General features: G+C 69.6%; 14 protein-coding genes. 8 read left to right on the plus strand and 6 right to left on the minus strand.

Going from position 1 to position 15549, the window contains the following annotated elements:
• The first annotated feature begins 4 nt into the window (after positions 1 to 4).
• Entirely contained in the window at positions 5 to 736 is a 732-nt protein-coding gene (locus tag ACQFZP_RS15465) for a response regulator transcription factor (protein WP_211891947.1), read from the plus strand.
• Positions 736 to 2115: a sensor histidine kinase gene (locus tag ACQFZP_RS15470; protein ID WP_211891948.1), complete on the plus strand. Its 1380-nt coding sequence runs from the start codon at positions 736 to 738 to the stop codon at positions 2113 to 2115. The genes ACQFZP_RS15465 and ACQFZP_RS15470 overlap by 1 nt, the downstream gene beginning before the upstream one ends.
• A gap of 81 nt (positions 2116 to 2196) precedes the next feature.
• On the opposite strand, the gene ACQFZP_RS15475 is transcribed toward ACQFZP_RS15470, so the two are convergent.
• The gene (locus ACQFZP_RS15475; protein WP_211891949.1) at positions 2197 to 3162 is read right to left on the minus strand and encodes a TAXI family TRAP transporter solute-binding subunit; all 966 of its coding nucleotides are present in this window, start codon (positions 3160 to 3162) and stop codon (positions 2197 to 2199) included.
• Between the two features lie 157 nt (positions 3163 to 3319).
• On the opposite strand from ACQFZP_RS15475, the gene dctA reads away from it, so the two are divergent.
• Positions 3320 to 4900 carry a C4-dicarboxylate transporter DctA gene (gene dctA, locus ACQFZP_RS15480; protein ID WP_211891950.1) on the plus strand — a complete coding sequence of 527 codons (1581 nt, stop codon included), beginning with the start codon at positions 3320 to 3322 and terminating at the stop codon, positions 4898 to 4900.
• A 245-nt stretch (positions 4901 to 5145) separates the two neighbouring features.
• Here the strand turns inward: dctA and ACQFZP_RS15485 are convergent, their stop codons facing one another.
• The 5 genes from ACQFZP_RS15485 to ACQFZP_RS15505 are packed head-to-tail and all read right to left on the minus strand — an operon-like array spanning position 5146 to position 9712.
• Positions 5146 to 5919, minus strand: a complete 774-nt coding sequence (locus ACQFZP_RS15485) for an IclR family transcriptional regulator (protein WP_211891951.1) — start codon at positions 5917 to 5919, stop codon at positions 5146 to 5148.
• Positions 5920 to 5945: 26 nt separating this feature from the next.
• Positions 5946 to 6779 (minus strand): 5-dehydro-4-deoxy-D-glucuronate isomerase, encoded by an 834-nt coding sequence (kduI, locus tag ACQFZP_RS15490; protein WP_211891952.1) that lies wholly within the window; start codon positions 6777 to 6779, stop codon positions 5946 to 5948.
• A gap of 42 nt (positions 6780 to 6821) precedes the next feature.
• Entirely contained in the window at positions 6822 to 8129 is a 1308-nt protein-coding gene (locus ACQFZP_RS15495; RefSeq protein WP_104310527.1) for a TRAP transporter large permease, read from the minus strand.
• A complete protein-coding gene (locus ACQFZP_RS15500) occupies positions 8126 to 8653 on the minus strand; it encodes a TRAP transporter small permease (protein ID WP_211891953.1) in 528 nt (175 codons plus the stop codon). The genes ACQFZP_RS15495 and ACQFZP_RS15500 overlap by 4 nt, the downstream gene beginning before the upstream one ends.
• Positions 8654 to 8656: 3 nt before the next feature.
• On the minus strand, positions 8657 to 9712 hold the full coding sequence (locus tag ACQFZP_RS15505; RefSeq protein ID WP_211891954.1) for a TRAP transporter substrate-binding protein: 1056 nt from the start codon (positions 9710 to 9712) through the stop codon (positions 8657 to 8659).
• A gap of 134 nt (positions 9713 to 9846) precedes the next feature.
• On the opposite strand from ACQFZP_RS15505, the gene ACQFZP_RS15510 reads away from it, so the two are divergent.
• From ACQFZP_RS15510 to ACQFZP_RS15530, 5 genes are all read left to right on the plus strand, one after another.
• On the plus strand, positions 9847 to 10866 hold the full coding sequence (locus ACQFZP_RS15510) for a zinc-dependent alcohol dehydrogenase (protein WP_211891955.1): 1020 nt from the start codon (positions 9847 to 9849) through the stop codon (positions 10864 to 10866).
• A gap of 2 nt (positions 10867 to 10868) precedes the next feature.
• A complete protein-coding gene (locus ACQFZP_RS15515; RefSeq protein ID WP_104310530.1) occupies positions 10869 to 11618 on the plus strand; it encodes an SDR family oxidoreductase in 750 nt (249 codons plus the stop codon).
• Positions 11615 to 12256: a bifunctional 4-hydroxy-2-oxoglutarate aldolase/2-dehydro-3-deoxy-phosphogluconate aldolase gene (locus ACQFZP_RS15520; RefSeq protein WP_211891956.1), complete on the plus strand. Its 642-nt coding sequence runs from the start codon at positions 11615 to 11617 to the stop codon at positions 12254 to 12256. The genes ACQFZP_RS15515 and ACQFZP_RS15520 overlap by 4 nt, the downstream gene beginning before the upstream one ends.
• Positions 12253 to 13200 carry a sugar kinase gene (locus tag ACQFZP_RS15525; RefSeq protein WP_211891957.1) on the plus strand — a complete coding sequence of 316 codons (948 nt, stop codon included), beginning with the start codon at positions 12253 to 12255 and terminating at the stop codon, positions 13198 to 13200. The genes ACQFZP_RS15520 and ACQFZP_RS15525 overlap by 4 nt, the downstream gene beginning before the upstream one ends.
• 89 nt (positions 13201 to 13289) lie before the next feature.
• Entirely contained in the window at positions 13290 to 15188 is a 1899-nt protein-coding gene (locus ACQFZP_RS15530; protein ID WP_211891958.1) for a glycoside hydrolase family 35 protein, read from the plus strand.
• Positions 15189 to 15549: the final 361 nt, after the last annotated feature.

A 15549-nucleotide genomic window follows, 5' to 3' on the forward strand; every position in this document is an offset into this window, starting at 1 on the left:
CCCCATGCGCGTGCTGCTCTGCGAAGACGACGACCAGTTGGCAAGGGGGCTGAGCCGCGCCCTCAAGCACGCCGGGCACCGGGTCACGCGCGCCGCCGACATCGCCGAAGCGCTCGCGTGCATCCGCGACGAGGTGCCTGAGCTGGCGCTCGTCGATATGTCCCTCCCCGACGGCCTCGGCACGCAGATCATCGCGAGGCTCCGCCAGCATCCGGCCGTGGGCATCATCGTCGTCAGCGCGCACGGCCGCGAGCAAGACCGCATCGCGGGCCTCCGTGCCGGCGCCGACGACTACGTGACCAAGCCGTTCAGCGTCGCCGAACTCCTCGCCCGCATCGACGGCCTCGCCCGCCGCACCCGCGAGATCCGCCGCTACACCGGCACCCCGGACCCGACCACCATCGAGCTCGGGATGCTCAGCCTCGACACCGAAGCGCGGACCGTCACGATCGGCGCACGGGCGGCCGGTGGCGCGCACACGACCCACGCGACCCACGCGCTCACGCAGAAGGAGTTCGAGATCCTCCGCCTCCTCGCGTCGCGGGCAGGCCAGCCCGTGACGCGCGAGGACCTCCTCGACCGCGTCTGGGAGAGCACAGTCGAGACCGGCACCCGATCGCTCGACACCCACATGGCCACCCTGCGCGCGAAGCTCGGCGGCAGCCTCACCATCACGACCCTGCGTGGCATCGGCTACAGCCTGGCGGAACCCGCCGACCCGGAAGACCCCACCTGATGCACCGGCGACTCGTGCTCTGCGCCATCCCGCTGCTCGTGCTGCTGCTCATCACGATCGCCGTACCCACCGCCATCACGATCGCCGACCGCCACTCCGCCGAGCTCACCAACGACCGCCTCAACGACGCCGCCCGCTTCTCGACCGCCGCCTACACGGCCATCGGCAACGACCCAGTCCGCCTGCAGGCCGAACTCGACGACTACGCCTCCCTCTTCGACACCCCCACCTGGCTCCTCAACCGCGACGGTCAGATCATCCACTCCGCCGGCCTGCCCTACGAGGTCGACGACGCCGACCGCGCCCTCGTCGACGCCGCCCTCTCCGGCCAGTCGCCCGACATCACCACGAAGGTGTGGCCGTGGGTCCCAGACCGGCTCACGATCGTCGCCCCCGTCGGCCGCGACTCGCAGGTCGTCGGCGCCCTCGTCTTCGACGTGCCCACCGAGACAGCGCGCGCCACCATCCTCAACGAGTGGCTCATCCTGGGCACCGCGATCCTCGTTCCCGGCATCATCGCGTTCTGGCTGCTCTGGCCCATGTCACGCTGGATCCTCCGCCCCGTCTACGAACTCGAGCGCTCCGTCGGCGCCGTCGCCCGCGGCGACCTCGACGCGAAAGCCGGCACCGACGCAGGCCCCAGCGAGCTGCGCCTCCTCGCCTCCACCTTCAACTCCATGGTCGGCACCGTCTCCGCCACCGTCACGCGGCAGCAGGAGTTCGTGTCGGACGCATCCCACCAGCTCCGCACGCCCCTCGCATCCGCCCGCATCTCGGTCGAGAACCTCGAGCCGTACCTCCGCGACGACGCCGAAGCCCGAGAAGTGCACGCCGAAGCCATCGAGACCATCGACCGCATGACCGGCACCGTCGCGGGCCTGCTCGACGCCACCCAGTTCCAGAGCAGGCCTCCGCGCATCACCGCCGTCGGCGACGCCCTCGCGGGGGCCGCGTTCCGGTGGGCGGATGCGGGTGCCCGCGTCGGCATCGACGTGCGGACCGTGCACCTGCAGGGGGAGACGCTCGAGGTGCAGGAGCCGGCCGGCGGACTCGACGCCGTGGTGAGCGAGCTCGTCGCCAACGCCATCAAGCTCTCCGGCGGCACCGAGGTTCGCGTCGCCGGCAGACCCGACCTCGGGTCGGGCAGCTACGTCATCACCGTCGACGACAACGGCATCGGACTCGCACCAGACGACCGGCGGCACGCCACGCAGCGGTTCTGGCGCTCACCCCGCACCAGCAACCTGCCAGGCACGGGACTTGGCCTCAGCATCGTCTCGCAGGCGCTGCGCGACATCGGTGGCCGGCTCACGCTCGCGGGTGCGCCGGGCGGGGGCCTGCGCGTCGAAGCCGCCGTGCCCCTCGCGGGCGCGGCGTAGACCGCGGCCGCTGTCGGGGTGTTCGCCGGAACCGGCGCACGGCCTCCTACGGCTTGTTCGCGGGAACCAGCCAGCGGTCTCCTACGGCTTGTTCGCCCGGAACCAGCCAGCGGCCCCCGGATGCAGCGCGATCGGCGTCGTGCCGGCCCCGGTCCTCGGGTTGATCTGTCCCGCCTCCGGCCGCACGTGAGACAGCGCATCCGCGTTGCTGAACAGACAGTCCGTGAGGAAATCGGCGAGCGCATCCGCCATGCCAGGCCGCACCGCGAGCACCGTCGGCACCGCGAGCGTCGTCGCCGACTGCAGGCCCTCGTACATCGTCGACGGGATCGTGACGGGGAAGTAGACCAGCGAGAAGCGGTTGATGAGCTGCTCCGCGTCCGAGCCGAGGTCGAGGAAGCGCACCCGCTGACCGGCGCCGATCTCGCTGATCGCCGGCGTCGGCATGCCCGTGAGGCTCGCCGCCGCCTCGACCGCGCCGCCCGCGAGCGCCGCCACCGAGTCGGCCTGAGACAGGCTCACGTAGTTCGCCTCGACGCCCAGCTCGGTCAGGATCGCCGACGTCGTGAAGCGGGTTCCAGACAGCTCGAGTCCGCCCGCGATGGTCTTCCCCTGCAGGCCGCGCAGATCGGTGATGTCCGAGTCCTCCGGCACCACGAGGTGCAGCACCGAGTCGAAGACGCGCGCGAGCGCGACGACCTCACCCTCGAAATCCGCCGCGACGTCGACGTTGACGAGCGCCGCATCCACCACACCCGCGCTCAGCAGCTGCGCGTTCTCAAGCGACGAGGCCGTGTCGCGCACCCGTACCTCGCCGGCCGGCCACGACGCGTTGACCGCGTCGGCGTAGGCCGCCCCGATCTCCCGAAACACCGCACCCTCGGGCCCAGTCGCAAGCGTCAGCACCTGCCCGGCCGGCTTCGGCGACGCGCACGCCGCGAGCGCCAGCGACGACAGCGTGGCGACCGCACCGCCGAGGAACGCCCGCCGCGAGAAGCCGCCGTCACCCAGGGCAAACCCCTGGCCCTCCGGTGACGTCAGCACCATTCGACCCTAACAAGCCGGCCCCGCGCGAGGCCGGAGACCAATGTCAAGAACACCTTAAAGATGCGCCGAAGCGGTGGCCGCGCACCCGCCCCCTCGCCACCCTTGAACGCACGAACGTCACCGACGACGCCAACGCTGGAGTTCAAAGGAGAACACCGTGACCAACGACTCGAGCCCCCGCACGGGCAAAGCGGTCAACGCCGCCACGCGACCACCCGAAGCCCCCGCCAGGAAGAAGAAGCCGTTCTGGCACCACCTCTACGTATGGGTGCTCGCCGGAATCGCGCTCGGCGTCGCAGTCGGCCTCATCTTCCCGGCCTTCGCCTCCGAGCTGCGGTGGCTCGCGACGCTCTTCATCAACCTAGTGAAGGTCGTCATCGCGCCGACCATCTTCGCCACCGTCGTCGTCGGCATCGCCGGCCTCGGCAACCTCGCGAAAGCGGGCGGCCTCGCCCTCCGCACCGCCATCTACTTCAACATCACCACCGTCGTCGCCCTCGGACTCGGCCTCATCGCCATCAACGTCTTCCAGCCGGGCGCCGGCCTCAACTACGACGTCGCCAGCTTCGACGGCTCGGCCGCCGACGCCACCATCGCCGACGCGGGCGACGCTGGGGGAGAGGGCCTCCCCGGCTTCATCCTGGCCCTCATCCCCACGTCCTTCGCATCCGCATTCGTCGACGGACAGCTCCTCCAGGTGCTGCTCCTCGCCATCCTCACGGCCATCGCAATCGCGATGCTCGGCAAGCGCGGCGAGAAGGTCGTGCGCGCCATGGACTCCCTCGCGAAGGTCATGTTCGGCATCATCAAGCTCGTCATGTGGGTCGCCCCCATCGGCGCATTCGGCGGCATCGCCTTCACGATCGGCATGCACGGCGCCGAGATCCTCGGCAACCTCGCCTACTTCATGGGCTCCTTCTGGCTGACCTGCCTCATCTTCATCTTCCTGGTGCTCGGCCCCATCTGCCACTGGGCCGGCTTCAGCATCTTCAAGTACATCCGCTACATCAAGGACGAGCTGCTCATCGTGCTCGGCACATCCTCCTCCGAGACGGTGCTGCCGCGCATGATGACGAAGCTCGAAGCTGCCGGCGTCCCGAAGCACGTCGTCGGCCTCACCATCCCCACCGGCTACTCCTTCAACCTCGACGGCACCGCCATCTACATGTCGATGGGCGCCATCTTCATCGCCCAGGCGTTCGGGGTGGATGTGCCAATCGGCACGCAGATCGCGCTCCTCGCGTTCATGCTCATCTCGTCGAACGGTGCAGCCGGTGTCTCCGGTGCGGGCCTCGTGACGCTCGCCGCATCCATCGCCGCGTTCGACCACATCATCCCCGTGGTCGGCCTCGCGCTCATCGTCGGCATCGACCGCTTCATGTCGGAGGGCCGCGCGCTCACCAACCTGACCGGCAACGGCATCGGCACCCTCGTCGTCGCCCGGTGGACGAAGGCCCTCGACCGAGACCGGCTGCAGGAAGTGCTCGACAACCCGAACGACGTCGACGTCGAGCACCTCATGAGCCTCGACGGGGAAGACGAAGCCGAAGCACGGGCCGAGGGCGAGGACAACCTCGAGCTCGCCTCCGACAGCATCGACCGGAAGACCGAGTTCGCGGTCGACGGGCCGGGACAGGACCGAGCCGACGCTTTGGGCACTGAAGTTGGTCAGCGGTGTCTCCAGCCCGCGGTGTCTCGCCGCTGTGTCGCGGACGTCGGCGACCGGGGCTCGAGCTGACGGCGCAGCGGTTCCGCCCGGCCGTCGCTCCGGGACCGCTGTCCAACATCAGTGCTACATAGGCGATTTCTGGCGGATGAATCGTGTCATCGGTCGAATCTGCACTGATGTTGGACAGAGCCGCCGACCCGCCACCCGCAGACCCGCCACCTGCCGCCCCGTCGCCCGGCCCGACAAAAAAGAAACGCCCGCCGCCAGCTGATGCTGGTGGCGGGCGTCTCTGAGCTGCAGGAGCGCTCGCAGCCTTACGCGCTCGGCGCCCCGAGCTCCCGCGAGATGCGGTCGGCCGCGGCGATCGCGGCGGGCGCGAGTTCCTCGATGGTGTGCCCGGGGTACTCGAGCTCGATCGACGACACGGAGAGTCCGTGCGTCACGGCGCCCGTGTGGTCGCGGATGGGTGCCGACACGCACACGGTGCCGCTCTCGTTCTCGCCGATGTCGGTCGCGTACCCGCGAGCCCGCACGCGTGCGAGCTCCTCGTGGAGGGCGTCGAGGTCGGTGATCGTGAGGTCGGTGCGTCGGGGGAGACCCATGCGCTCGGCGAGTGCGTCGACCCGTTCAGGTGCCCAGTCGGCGAGCACGACCTTGCCCATGCCGGAGCTGTGCATGGGCACGGCGAGGCCGACGCGGGATCGCATGCGGTACGGCTTCGCGGCGTCTCGGCGGATGACGTAGACCATCTCCGAGTCGGTCGCGACGCCGACGTGGATGGTGCAGTCGACCTCGGCCGCGAGCTGCTCCACGAGGGGGGCGGCGACGCTGGAGATGTCGACGCTCGCGAGCGCCCGGCCGGACAGCGCGAGCAGGGTCGGGCCGGCCCGGTATCCCTGCTCGGCGCTGCCGCCGAGGTACTCCTGCGAGACGAGGGTGGCGAGGATGCGGTGCACGGTCGCCTTCGCGAGCCCGGCCTCCGCGACGATGTCGGTGAACCGCGGGTGCGCGAGTGCCGCCGCGAGCACGCGCAGCGTCTTCTCGCTGGCCCCTGCCGATGGTGCGGGGGAGCGGTCCACGTCGTCCATGATGACCATCCTCGTCGTCTCCGTCATCACCGCATGTCGGTGATCGGCACAGAGTCCATGTCGTCGAACGACTGGTTCTCGCCGGCCATCGCCCATACGAACGAGTAGCTTGAGGATCCTACTCCGGAGTGCAGGGACCAGCTCGGGGAGAGGACGACGTCGCCGTTCGCGACCATGAGGTGGCGGGTTTCCTTGGGGTCGCCCATGAGGTGCACGACCCGCTGGTCGTCGTCGAGGTCGAAGTAGTGGTAGACCTCGGTGCGGCGGTCGTGGGTGTGGGCGGGCATGGTGTTCCACATGCTGCCGGCGTGCAGGCTGGTGACGCCCATGACGATCTGGCAGCTCTTGACGCCGTTCTCGTGGATGCACTGGCGCAGCGTGCGGCGGTTGGAGGTGACCTGGTCGCCGAGTTCGCGGATCGTGCCCTCTTCCGGGGTGACGAGCGTGTTCGGGTAGGCGGTGTGCGCGGGTGCGCTGAAGCCGTAGAACTTCGCGGGGTCGGCGGCGTCGGCGCTTTCGAAGGTGACGTCGACGGTGCCGCGGCCGAGGTACAGGACGGCCGTCTTGGCGAGCTCGTAGCGTTCGCCGTCCGCGACGATCGTTCCCGTGCCGCCGGTGTTGACGAAGCCGATCTCGCGGCGGTCGAGGAAGTTCTTGCTGCGCAGCTCGTCGACGGTCTCGAGCTTGAGGGGCGCGTCGACGGGGACGGCGCCGACGGTGACGACGCGGTCGAAGTGCGTCGAGACGATGCGGATCTCACCGGGGGTGAGGAGCTGCTCGACGAGGTAGCGGTCGCGGAGTCCCTGCTGGTCGAGGGTGGGGATGTCTTCCGGGCGGCCCGGACGGTACTGGTGAGACAAGGGGATGCCTTTCGTTTGCGGTTGAGGTCAGGGGTGGTCGGGTCAGACCAGGCCGAAGAGGCCTGGCAGCCAGAGCGAGAGCTGCGGTACGAACACGACCAGGAACAGGACGACGATGAGCGCGAGGAGGAAGGGGAGGAGGCGCATGATGACCGGCTCGAGCCTCACTCCCGCGACTTGCGCTCCGACGAACAGCACGGGCGCCGATGGCGGCGAGATCACACCGATCGAGAGGTTCATGACCATCATGATGCCGAAGTGCACGGGGTCGACGCCGTAGGAGATGGCGATGGGCAGGAAGATCGGCGTGAAGATCAGGATGGCCGGGGTCGGGTCGAGCGGAATACCGATGATGATCAGCACGATCATCATGATGAGCAGCACGACGACCTTGGAGTCGGTCCACCCGAACAGCGAGTCGGCGAGGATCTGCGGCAGGCGTGCGTAGGTCATGACGAAGCCCATGATCGACGACACCGCGATCAGGAAGATGACGATGGAGCTGGTTCGCGCGGACTCGAAGAGGAGGCGCGGCAGGTCCTTCACGGACACCGTCCGGTAGATGAACGACAGCAGCAGGGCGTAGACGACGGCTACTGCAGAGCCCTCAGTCGGGGTGAAGAACCCGGCGACGATGCCGCCGATGGCGACGACGATGAGGCCGAGCGCGGGGAGCGCCTTCAGGAAGGTGCTGACGATGACGCCGAACGCTGGCAGCGGCTTGCCGCGCAGCTCGGGGTGCTTGCGGGCGTAGAAGAAGACGACCACGGCGCAGGCGAGTGCCCAGAGGGCGCCCGGGATGTACCCGGCGACGAACAGCGCGCCGACCGATGTTCCACCCGCTGCGAGCGAGTAGATGATGAGCGTGTTGCTCGGCGGGATGATCATGCCGGCGGGGGCCGAGGCCACGTTCACGGCGGTGGAGAACGCGGGGTCGTAGCCGTCCTTCTTCTGCATGGGTGCCATGGTGGCGCCGACTGCGGAGGCCGTGGCGACGGCGGATCCGGAGACGGTGCCGAAGATCGCGTTCGCGATGACGTTGGTCTGCGCGAGCGGCGCGGGCATCCGCCCGACGAGCACTCGGGCGAGATTGATGAGCCGTTCCGCGATGCCGCCGTTGTTCATGATGACGCCCGCTAAGACGAAGAACGGGATCGCGAGCAGGGCGAACGAGTTGGCGCCGCGGAACATCTGCTGCGCGCTGGTGATGGCTCCGTTGTCGAAGCCGAGGATGAGGAGCATGCAGAGCGCCGAGGGCAGTCCGATGCTGATGGAGATGGGGGCACCGAGCGCGAGCAGCAGGACGAGCCCGCCGACGAGGATCAGTGCGATGAGACCTGGCTCGATCATATGGATGCGGCCTCCGGGTCCTCGTGCCCACGCGACCTGACGGAGTAGCCGGGCGAGAGCGTGCGCGAGATGTGCAGGACGATGTAGAGCGAGAAGAGGATGCCCGCGATGGGCAGGGCCAGGTAGAGCTGGCCCTGCGTCACCGGGAGGATGGGGTTGGACTGCCCCCAGGCGAGGATCGCCTGCTTGCCGCCGCCGTAGACGAGGGCGTAGAGGACGAACGCGAGGGTGGCGAGGTAGGCGACGATGTCGGCTCCGCGCTGGAGCTGCCTCGGCAGGCGCTCGACGAGGAAGTCCATGACGACGTCAGCCTTCTGGCCGACGACGACGGCGATGCCGATGAAGCTGACCCACACGAAGGTGAAGCGTGCGGCTTCCTCGGTCCACGCGCTCGGCGCGTTCAGCACGAGTCTGGTGAACACCTGCCACACCACGAGCAGCAGCAGCACGCCGAAGAGCGCGATGACCAGTGCTGTCAGGATGCGTCCGAACCACAGCTCGACTGCGGCGGCGGCTTGCTTCACGAGCTAGCTCCTCGCTGCTTCGATGGCGTCGTAGATGGCCTGCGTGCGCTCGTTCGTGACGCGCTCCTCATGGAGCGGGAGGGTCGCTTCGCGGAACGTCTCGACGTCGACCTCGTTGAACGTGGCGCCGGCCTCTTCGGCCTCGCCCTTGGCGGCGTCGACTGCCTCGGCGAAGAGCTCGAGTTCACGGTCGGAGCTCGCTGCGAGCAGGTCCGTCATCGTGGCCTGCACGTCGGGCTCGATGCCGTCCCACACCGTGGTGCCCGCGATGAGGTAGTCGGGCATCATGAGGTGCTGCGTCTGCGAGTAGAACGGCGCGATCTCGTCGTGCGAGAGGCTCGAGTAGATGAGCTCGTTGTTCTCGGCGCCGTCGAGCACGCCCGACTGGATGGCCGTGAAGACCTCACCCTGGGCCATCGGCGTGCCGACGCCGCCCATGAGCTCCATCATCTTGACGTTCGTGTCGGAGCCGATGACGCGGATCTTCTGTCCGGCCAGGTCGGCGGGCGTCTCGACGGCGCCCTTGCTCGAGTACACGTTGCGCACGCCGCCGTGGAACGCGGACAGCACCTTGATGCTGTCGTCCTCGACGGCGCCGTACAGGTCGCCCATGATGGCGTCGTCGTTGAGCACCTGCATCTGGTGCTCTGGCGAGTCGTAGAGGTACGGGAGGTTCACGACGGAGAAGTCGGGCTCGAAGTTCTCGAGCAGCGAGCCTGCGATCATCGCGAAGTCGATCGTGCCTGACTGCACCTGCTCGATCGTGGATGCCTGGTCGCCCAGCACCTCGTCGGTGTAGAGGTCGAGGGAGAAGCGGCCGTCGGTCGCCTCGTAGAGCTCGTCGGAGAACTCGAGCAGCGCCTGTGCCTGCGGGTGCTCGACGCTCTGGTTGAAGGCGACTCGGAACGCCTTCTCGCTGCCCATGAGCTCGCCGACTCCCGGTTCCGCTCCGCCTTCAGCGCCGCCCCCGGCGCCGCTGCCAGAGCATGCGCTGAGGGTCAGTCCTGCGATTGCGACGCCTGCGATGGCGCCGATCTTGCTGATCTTGCTGATCCGCATGGTTCCTCCTCGTTGAGTACTGGCGGCGCTTGCCTTCGCGCTCGCCACGACGGCTATAGTAGTCAAACGAAACCGAGTTCCGCCAGTCGGACCTCGCAACGGAAACAAGTTTCACCGAGCAAGGGAGCACGGGAGTGAGAGCAGCGCAGTACAGCGGCGAGCACCGCATCGTCGTCAACGAGGTCGAGGCGCCAGCGCCGGCCAGCGGCGAAGTCCAGATCCGGGTCGCCTACACGGGCATCTGCGGCACCGACCTGCACGTGCTGCACGGGTCGATGGATGCACGCGTCGACGTCCCGCAGGCCATCGGCCACGAGATGAGCGGCACCGTCGAATCCGTCGGCGAGGGCGTCACCGCGTTCGCCGCCGGCGACAAGGTCACCGTCATGCCCCTCGACTGGTGCGGCACCTGCCCCGCCTGCAAGGCCGGCAACTCGCACATCTGCCAGAACCTGAACTTCGTCGGCATCGACTCGCCCGGCTCGCTGCAGGAGCTGTGGAACGTGCGCGAGGACCTCGTCGTCCCGCTGCCGGCATCCCTCTCCCTCGAGCACGCCGCGCTCGTCGAGCCGCTCGCCGTCGCCTGCCACGACGTGTCGCGCTCGCGGCTCACCGAAGGCGAGACCGCCGTCATCATCGGCGGCGGCCCCATCGGCCAGCTCATCGCGCTCGTCGCCGCCGCCACCGGCGCGACCGTCTACGTCATCGAGCCCAACCCGGAACGCCGCGCGCTCGCGGAGCGCCTCGGCGCCCGCACCATCGACCCGACCACGAGCGACGCGGTCGCGATCATCGAGGAAGCGACCGGCTCGGCCGGCGCCGACGTCGTCTTCGAGGTCGCCGGCGTCGCCGTCACCGCCCTCACCGCCGTCGACTACGCGAAGGTCCGCGGACGCGTCGTCCTCGTCGCCATCCACCCCAACCCGGTGCCCATCAACCTCCACCGCGTCTTCTGGCGCGAGCTCGAGCTCATCGGCGCCCGCGTCTACGTGCGCGCCGACTTCGAGCGGGCCATCGAGCTGCTCGCATCCGGCGCCGTCCCCGCCGACGAGCTCATCACGAGCGTCGTCGGGCTGAGTGAGACCCAGGCTGCCTTCGACCAGCTGTCGGGCGCCGCCGCCATGAAGATCCTCGTCAACGTTCAGGAAGGCTAACCATGACCAGCTTCGACCTCACCGGAAAGACCGCAGTCGTCACGGGAGCCCGCCGCGGCATCGGCCTCGGCATCGCCACCGCCCTCGCCGAAGCCGGCGCCGACATCATCGCCGCCTCCTCGCAGCAGGAAGCCGACGGGGGCGAGGTCGGCGCGCGCGTCCGCGCCCTCGGCCGCAGCTTCGAAGGCCACGGCGTCGACTTCACCGACCGCGCCGCGGTCGAGCAGTTCGGCGACGCCGTCAAGCACGCCGACATCCTCGTCAACAACGCCGGCACCATCCGCCGCGCACCAGCGGCCGAGCACTCGCTCGACTGGTGGGACGAGGTCATCCAGGTCAACCTCTCCAGCCAGTTCGTGCTCAGCCAGATCGTCGGCGGCGCGATGGTGGAGCGCGGCGAGGGCCGCATCATCTTCACCGCGAGCCTCCTCAGCTTCCAGGGCGGCATCAACGTGCCCGGCTACACCGCATCGAAGTCGGCCATCGCGGGCCTCGTGCACGCGCTCAGCAACGAGTGGGCGGCGCGCGGCGTGACCGTCAACGCCATCGCCCCCGGCTACATCGCCACCGACAACACGGAGGCGCTGCGCGAAGACAGCGACCGCTCGCGCTCCATCCTCGAGCGCATCCCGGCCGGCCGCTGGGGCGAGGCCGACGACCTCGGCGGCGCCGCCGTGTTCCTCGCGAGCCCCGCCGCCGCGTACGTCACGGGCGTCGTCCTCCCCGTCGACGGCGGGTGGCTCGCGCGATGAGCTCCCTCTTCGAGGGGCACCCCATCGTTCCCCTCTCCACACCCAGCACCACCGCGCAGGCGGAAGCGCTCGCCGACGGGCTCGTCGCCGGCGGCATCGGCATCGTCGAGATCGCCCTCCGAGGCGACGGGGCGCTCGCCGCGATGCGCCACATCGCCGACCGCCCCGACCTCATCGTCGGAGCCGGCACGGTCCTCGACGTCGAGCAGGCGCAGCAGGCGCTGGATGCGGGTGCCCAGTTCCTCGTGTCGCCCGGCCTCTCGGCCGACGTGGTGCGCGCCGGACAGCGCGCGGGCGTGCCCGTGCTCCCCGGCACCCTCACGCCAACCGACATCACGGCGGCCCGCGAGCTGGGGCTCACGCAGCTCAAGCTGTTCCCCGCCGGAAACTTCGGCGGGCTCGCGCTGCTCGGCACCTACGCGTCCGTGTTCCGCGGCATCACGTTCATGCCGAGCGGCGGCATCACGCCCGCGAACCTCGCCGAGCACCTCGAGCATCCGGCCGTCTTCGCCGTCAGCGGCAGCTGGCTCGGCGGCGCGAAGCTGCTTGACGCCGGAGCGGATGCGGTCGCCGCGGCGGCACGCGAGGCGTCAGAGATCGCCGCCCAGGTGCTGCAGACCAAGGCGGCCGCCGCGTGAGCGGCATCGTCACCATCGGCGAGGCGCTCGGGCTCGTGCTCGCGCGCCGCGCCGGCGGCTTCGACCTGCAATCGGACGCGGAGATGAGCTTCGGCGGCGCCGAGAGCAACGTCGCGATCGCCGCCGCCCGCCTCGGCAGCGAGGTCGCCTGGATCGGACGGCTCGGCGACGACGCCATCGGCAACCGCATCCGTCGCACCCTCAGGGCAGAGCAGGTGCAGCTGCACGCGAGCATCGACGCGGATGTTCCCACGGCGCTCATGGTCAAGGACCGGCCACGCCCAGGGCACAGCCGCGTCACCTACTACCGGCACGGGTTCGCGGGCAGCCGCATCACCCCGGCCGACGTGCCGAGCGACGTGATCGCCGGGGCAGACGTGCTGCACGTCACCGGCATCAGCCTCGCCCTCAGCGACAGCTCGGCCGAGACGATCTTGAACGCCGTCCGGCTCGCCCGCGAGCGCGGCGTGACGGTGTCGTTCGACGTCAACCACCGCAGCAAGCTCTGGTCGGCCGAGACCGCCGCGCCCCGCTACCGGGAGCTCGTCGCGCTCAGCGACATCGTCTTCGCCGGCGACGACGAGGCCGCCATGATCGTCGGCGAATCCTCGCCCCTCGATCAAGCCCGCGCCCTGCAGGCCCTCGGGCCCACCCAGGTGCTCATCAAGCGCGGCGAGCACGGCGCATCCGGCGTCGACGGCGAGCTCGAGCTCGAGGTGCCCGCCTACCGCGTGGACGTCGTCGACACCGTCGGCGCCGGAGACGCGTTCGCCGCCGGCTACCTCGTCGAGCTCACCCGCGGCGGCACCCTCGAGCAGCGGATGCTCACCGCCGCCGCCTGCGGAGCCTGCGCGTGCCGCGCCGACGGCGACTGGGAGTCGCAGCCGAGCTGGGGCGACGTGCGCGGCCTCGTCGAAGGCTCCGGCGACGCCGTCCTCCGCTGAGCCGCGGCCCGCCAGCCCGCCAGCGCCTCACCGCACCTCACCGAAACCGAACCCCTGCCGACGCAGACAGAAGACTGGAACACGCCCATATGACCTTCGAGATCGGCGACGAGCACTTCCTCCTCGACGGCGAGCCGCACCGCGTGCTCTCCGGGGCACTGCACTACTTCCGCGTGCATCCCGAGCAGTGGGCTGACCGCATCCACAAGGCGAAGCTCATGGGGCTCAACACCATCGAGACGTACGTGGCGTGGAACGCGCACGAGCCCCGCAAGGGGGAGTGGGATGCGACGGGCTGGAACGACCTCGGGCGCTTCCTCGACCTCGTCGCCGCCGAGGGGATGCACGCCATCGTGCGGCCCGGACCGTACATCTGCGCCGAATGGCACAATGGCGGCCTGCCGACCTGGGTCACGGCGATGCCTGGGATCGGGCTGCGCCGGTCGGAGCCCGCGTACCTGGCCGAGGTGGAGACGTACCTGCGGCGCGTCTACGACATCGTCGCACCGCGGCAGATCGACCTGGGCGGGCCCGTGGTGCTCGTGCAGATCGAGAACGAATACGGCGCGTACGGCAGCGACACCGCCTACCTCGAGCGGCTCATCGAGATCACGCGCGAGGCTGGCATCACGGTGCCACTCACGACGATCGACCAGCCCACCGACCAGATGCTGAGCGACGGCAGCGTCGCAGGCGCGCACCTCACCGGCTCGTTTGGGTCGCGCGCCGACGAGCGCCTCGCCACCCTGCGACGCCACCAGCCCACCGGCCCCCTCATGTGCGCGGAGTTCTGGGACGGCTGGTTCGACTGGTGGGGCGCCTTCCACCACACGACCAGCGTCGAGGATGCGGCGCGCGAGCTCGACGCGCTCCTCGCCGCCGGCGCCTCCGTCAACTTCTACATGGTCCACGGCGGCACCAACTACGGCCTCACCAATGGCGCCAACCACAAAGGCCGCTACCTGCCCATCGCCACGTCCTACGACTACGACGCCCCACTCGACGAGGCCGGCAACCCGACACCCAAGTTCTTCGCGTTCAAGGACGTCATCGCGAAATACGCGGACGTGCCCGCCGAATCGCCGGCCGCCGGCGGGCCTGCGCCCGAGTTCACGGCTCCGCTCTCCGTCGTTGCGGCGGATGCGTGGCTGCCGACCGTCTCGGACGCCCGCGCCGGCTCGCCCGGTTCGGCTGCATCGGCTGACACCGCTCGCTCGGCCGGGACTCTCGCCTCGCCAGCGACGTACGCCGTCCCACCGACCTTCGACGCGCTGCAGCACCTCAGCGCGCTCGTCAGCTACGAAGTCGAGCTGCCCGACGCATCCACGCCTCGCCTGCTCGAGTTCGAGGAGGTGCGCGACCACGCATGGGTCTCGGTCGACGGCATCCCAGTCGGCACGCTCTCGCGCACCCTCCACGAGACCGCGATCGTCGTCCCGCCCGGGCAGCGACTGCGCGTGCTCGTCGAAGAGCAGGGCCGCGTGAACTACGCCGAGCGCATCGGCGAGGAGAAGGGCATCATCGGCACGCCACTCCTCGACGGGGTACCGCTCGAAGGATGGACGGCGACCCCCATCGACGTCGCCGAAGCCGGAGTGGCGATCGCCGCGGCCGGGGCTGACCTCGCCGCTGGTTCTGCTGGTGCTCCTGCCGATGTCGGTGGTGCTGGCCTCGCTGCCGCCGACGCATCCTCGCCACTGGCTCATCCCGGGACGCCGCTCGGGCTCACAGGCCTTCGCGGCGAGTTCGAGCTCGAAGAGCCGGCGGATCTGTACCTGGACACCTCGAAGTGGGGCAAGGGATACGCGCTCGTCAACGGCTTCCTGCTCGGGCGCTACTGGCGGAGTGGGCCGCAGCAGACGCTCTATGTGCCGGGCTCGGTCCTCAAATCCGGCACGAACACGATCGCGGTCATCGAGCTCGAGGTGACGGCGTCGCCCGTCGCCCGCTTCGTCGCCCAAGCCGCCCTCGGCCCCCTCGAGGAGTAGCCCCGCCGCGCGCTCGCCCCGCGCGCCGCATCCGCATCGCTGCCAGTCAAATGGCCCTTCTGGGAAGTCCAGAAGGGCCATTTGGCTGGCAGTGCTCTCGGCGGCGCTCAAGGGCCACTTGACTGGCAGCGATCACCGGGAGGGGGTAGGGGTCATTCGGCTGGCAGCGTTGAGATGGGCGCTCGCGAGGTGAGTCTCCTCCGCCCTCTCGCCTCCGCCTTGCCGATCTTTCGGGGCGGGGCGCCGCGCCGTGACCGCATCGCTGCCAGCGAAATGGCCCTTCTGGGGAATCCAGAAGGGCCATTTGGCTGGCAGTGCTTGCTTCTCGGCGGCGCTAAAGGGCCACTTGACTGGCAGCGAT

The sequence above is a fragment of the Pseudoclavibacter sp. Marseille-Q434 genome (assembly GCF_050315415.1).
Lineage (GTDB): Bacteria > Actinomycetota > Actinomycetes > Actinomycetales > Microbacteriaceae > Pseudoclavibacter.

Coding starts and splice junctions, on each gene's coding strand:
- ACQFZP_RS15465 (WP_211891947.1), top strand. CDS start 5: ATGCGCGTGCTGCTCTGCGAAGACGACGACCAGTTGGCAAGGGGGCTG.
- ACQFZP_RS15470 (WP_211891948.1), top strand. CDS start 736: ATGCACCGGCGACTCGTGCTCTGCGCCATCCCGCTGCTCGTGCTGCTG.
- ACQFZP_RS15475 (WP_211891949.1), bottom strand. CDS start 3,162: ATGGTGCTGACGTCACCGGAGGGCCAGGGGTTTGCCCTGGGTGACGGC.
- ACQFZP_RS15485 (WP_211891951.1), bottom strand. CDS start 5,919: ATGGACGACGTGGACCGCTCCCCCGCACCATCGGCAGGGGCCAGCGAG.
- ACQFZP_RS15495 (WP_104310527.1), bottom strand. CDS start 8,129: ATGATCGAGCCAGGTCTCATCGCACTGATCCTCGTCGGCGGGCTCGTC.
- ACQFZP_RS15505 (WP_211891954.1), bottom strand. CDS start 9,712: ATGCGGATCAGCAAGATCAGCAAGATCGGCGCCATCGCAGGCGTCGCA.
- ACQFZP_RS15515 (WP_104310530.1), top strand. CDS start 10,869: ATGACCAGCTTCGACCTCACCGGAAAGACCGCAGTCGTCACGGGAGCC.
- ACQFZP_RS15520 (WP_211891956.1), top strand. CDS start 11,615: ATGAGCTCCCTCTTCGAGGGGCACCCCATCGTTCCCCTCTCCACACCC.
- ACQFZP_RS15530 (WP_211891958.1), top strand. CDS start 13,290: ATGACCTTCGAGATCGGCGACGAGCACTTCCTCCTCGACGGCGAGCCG.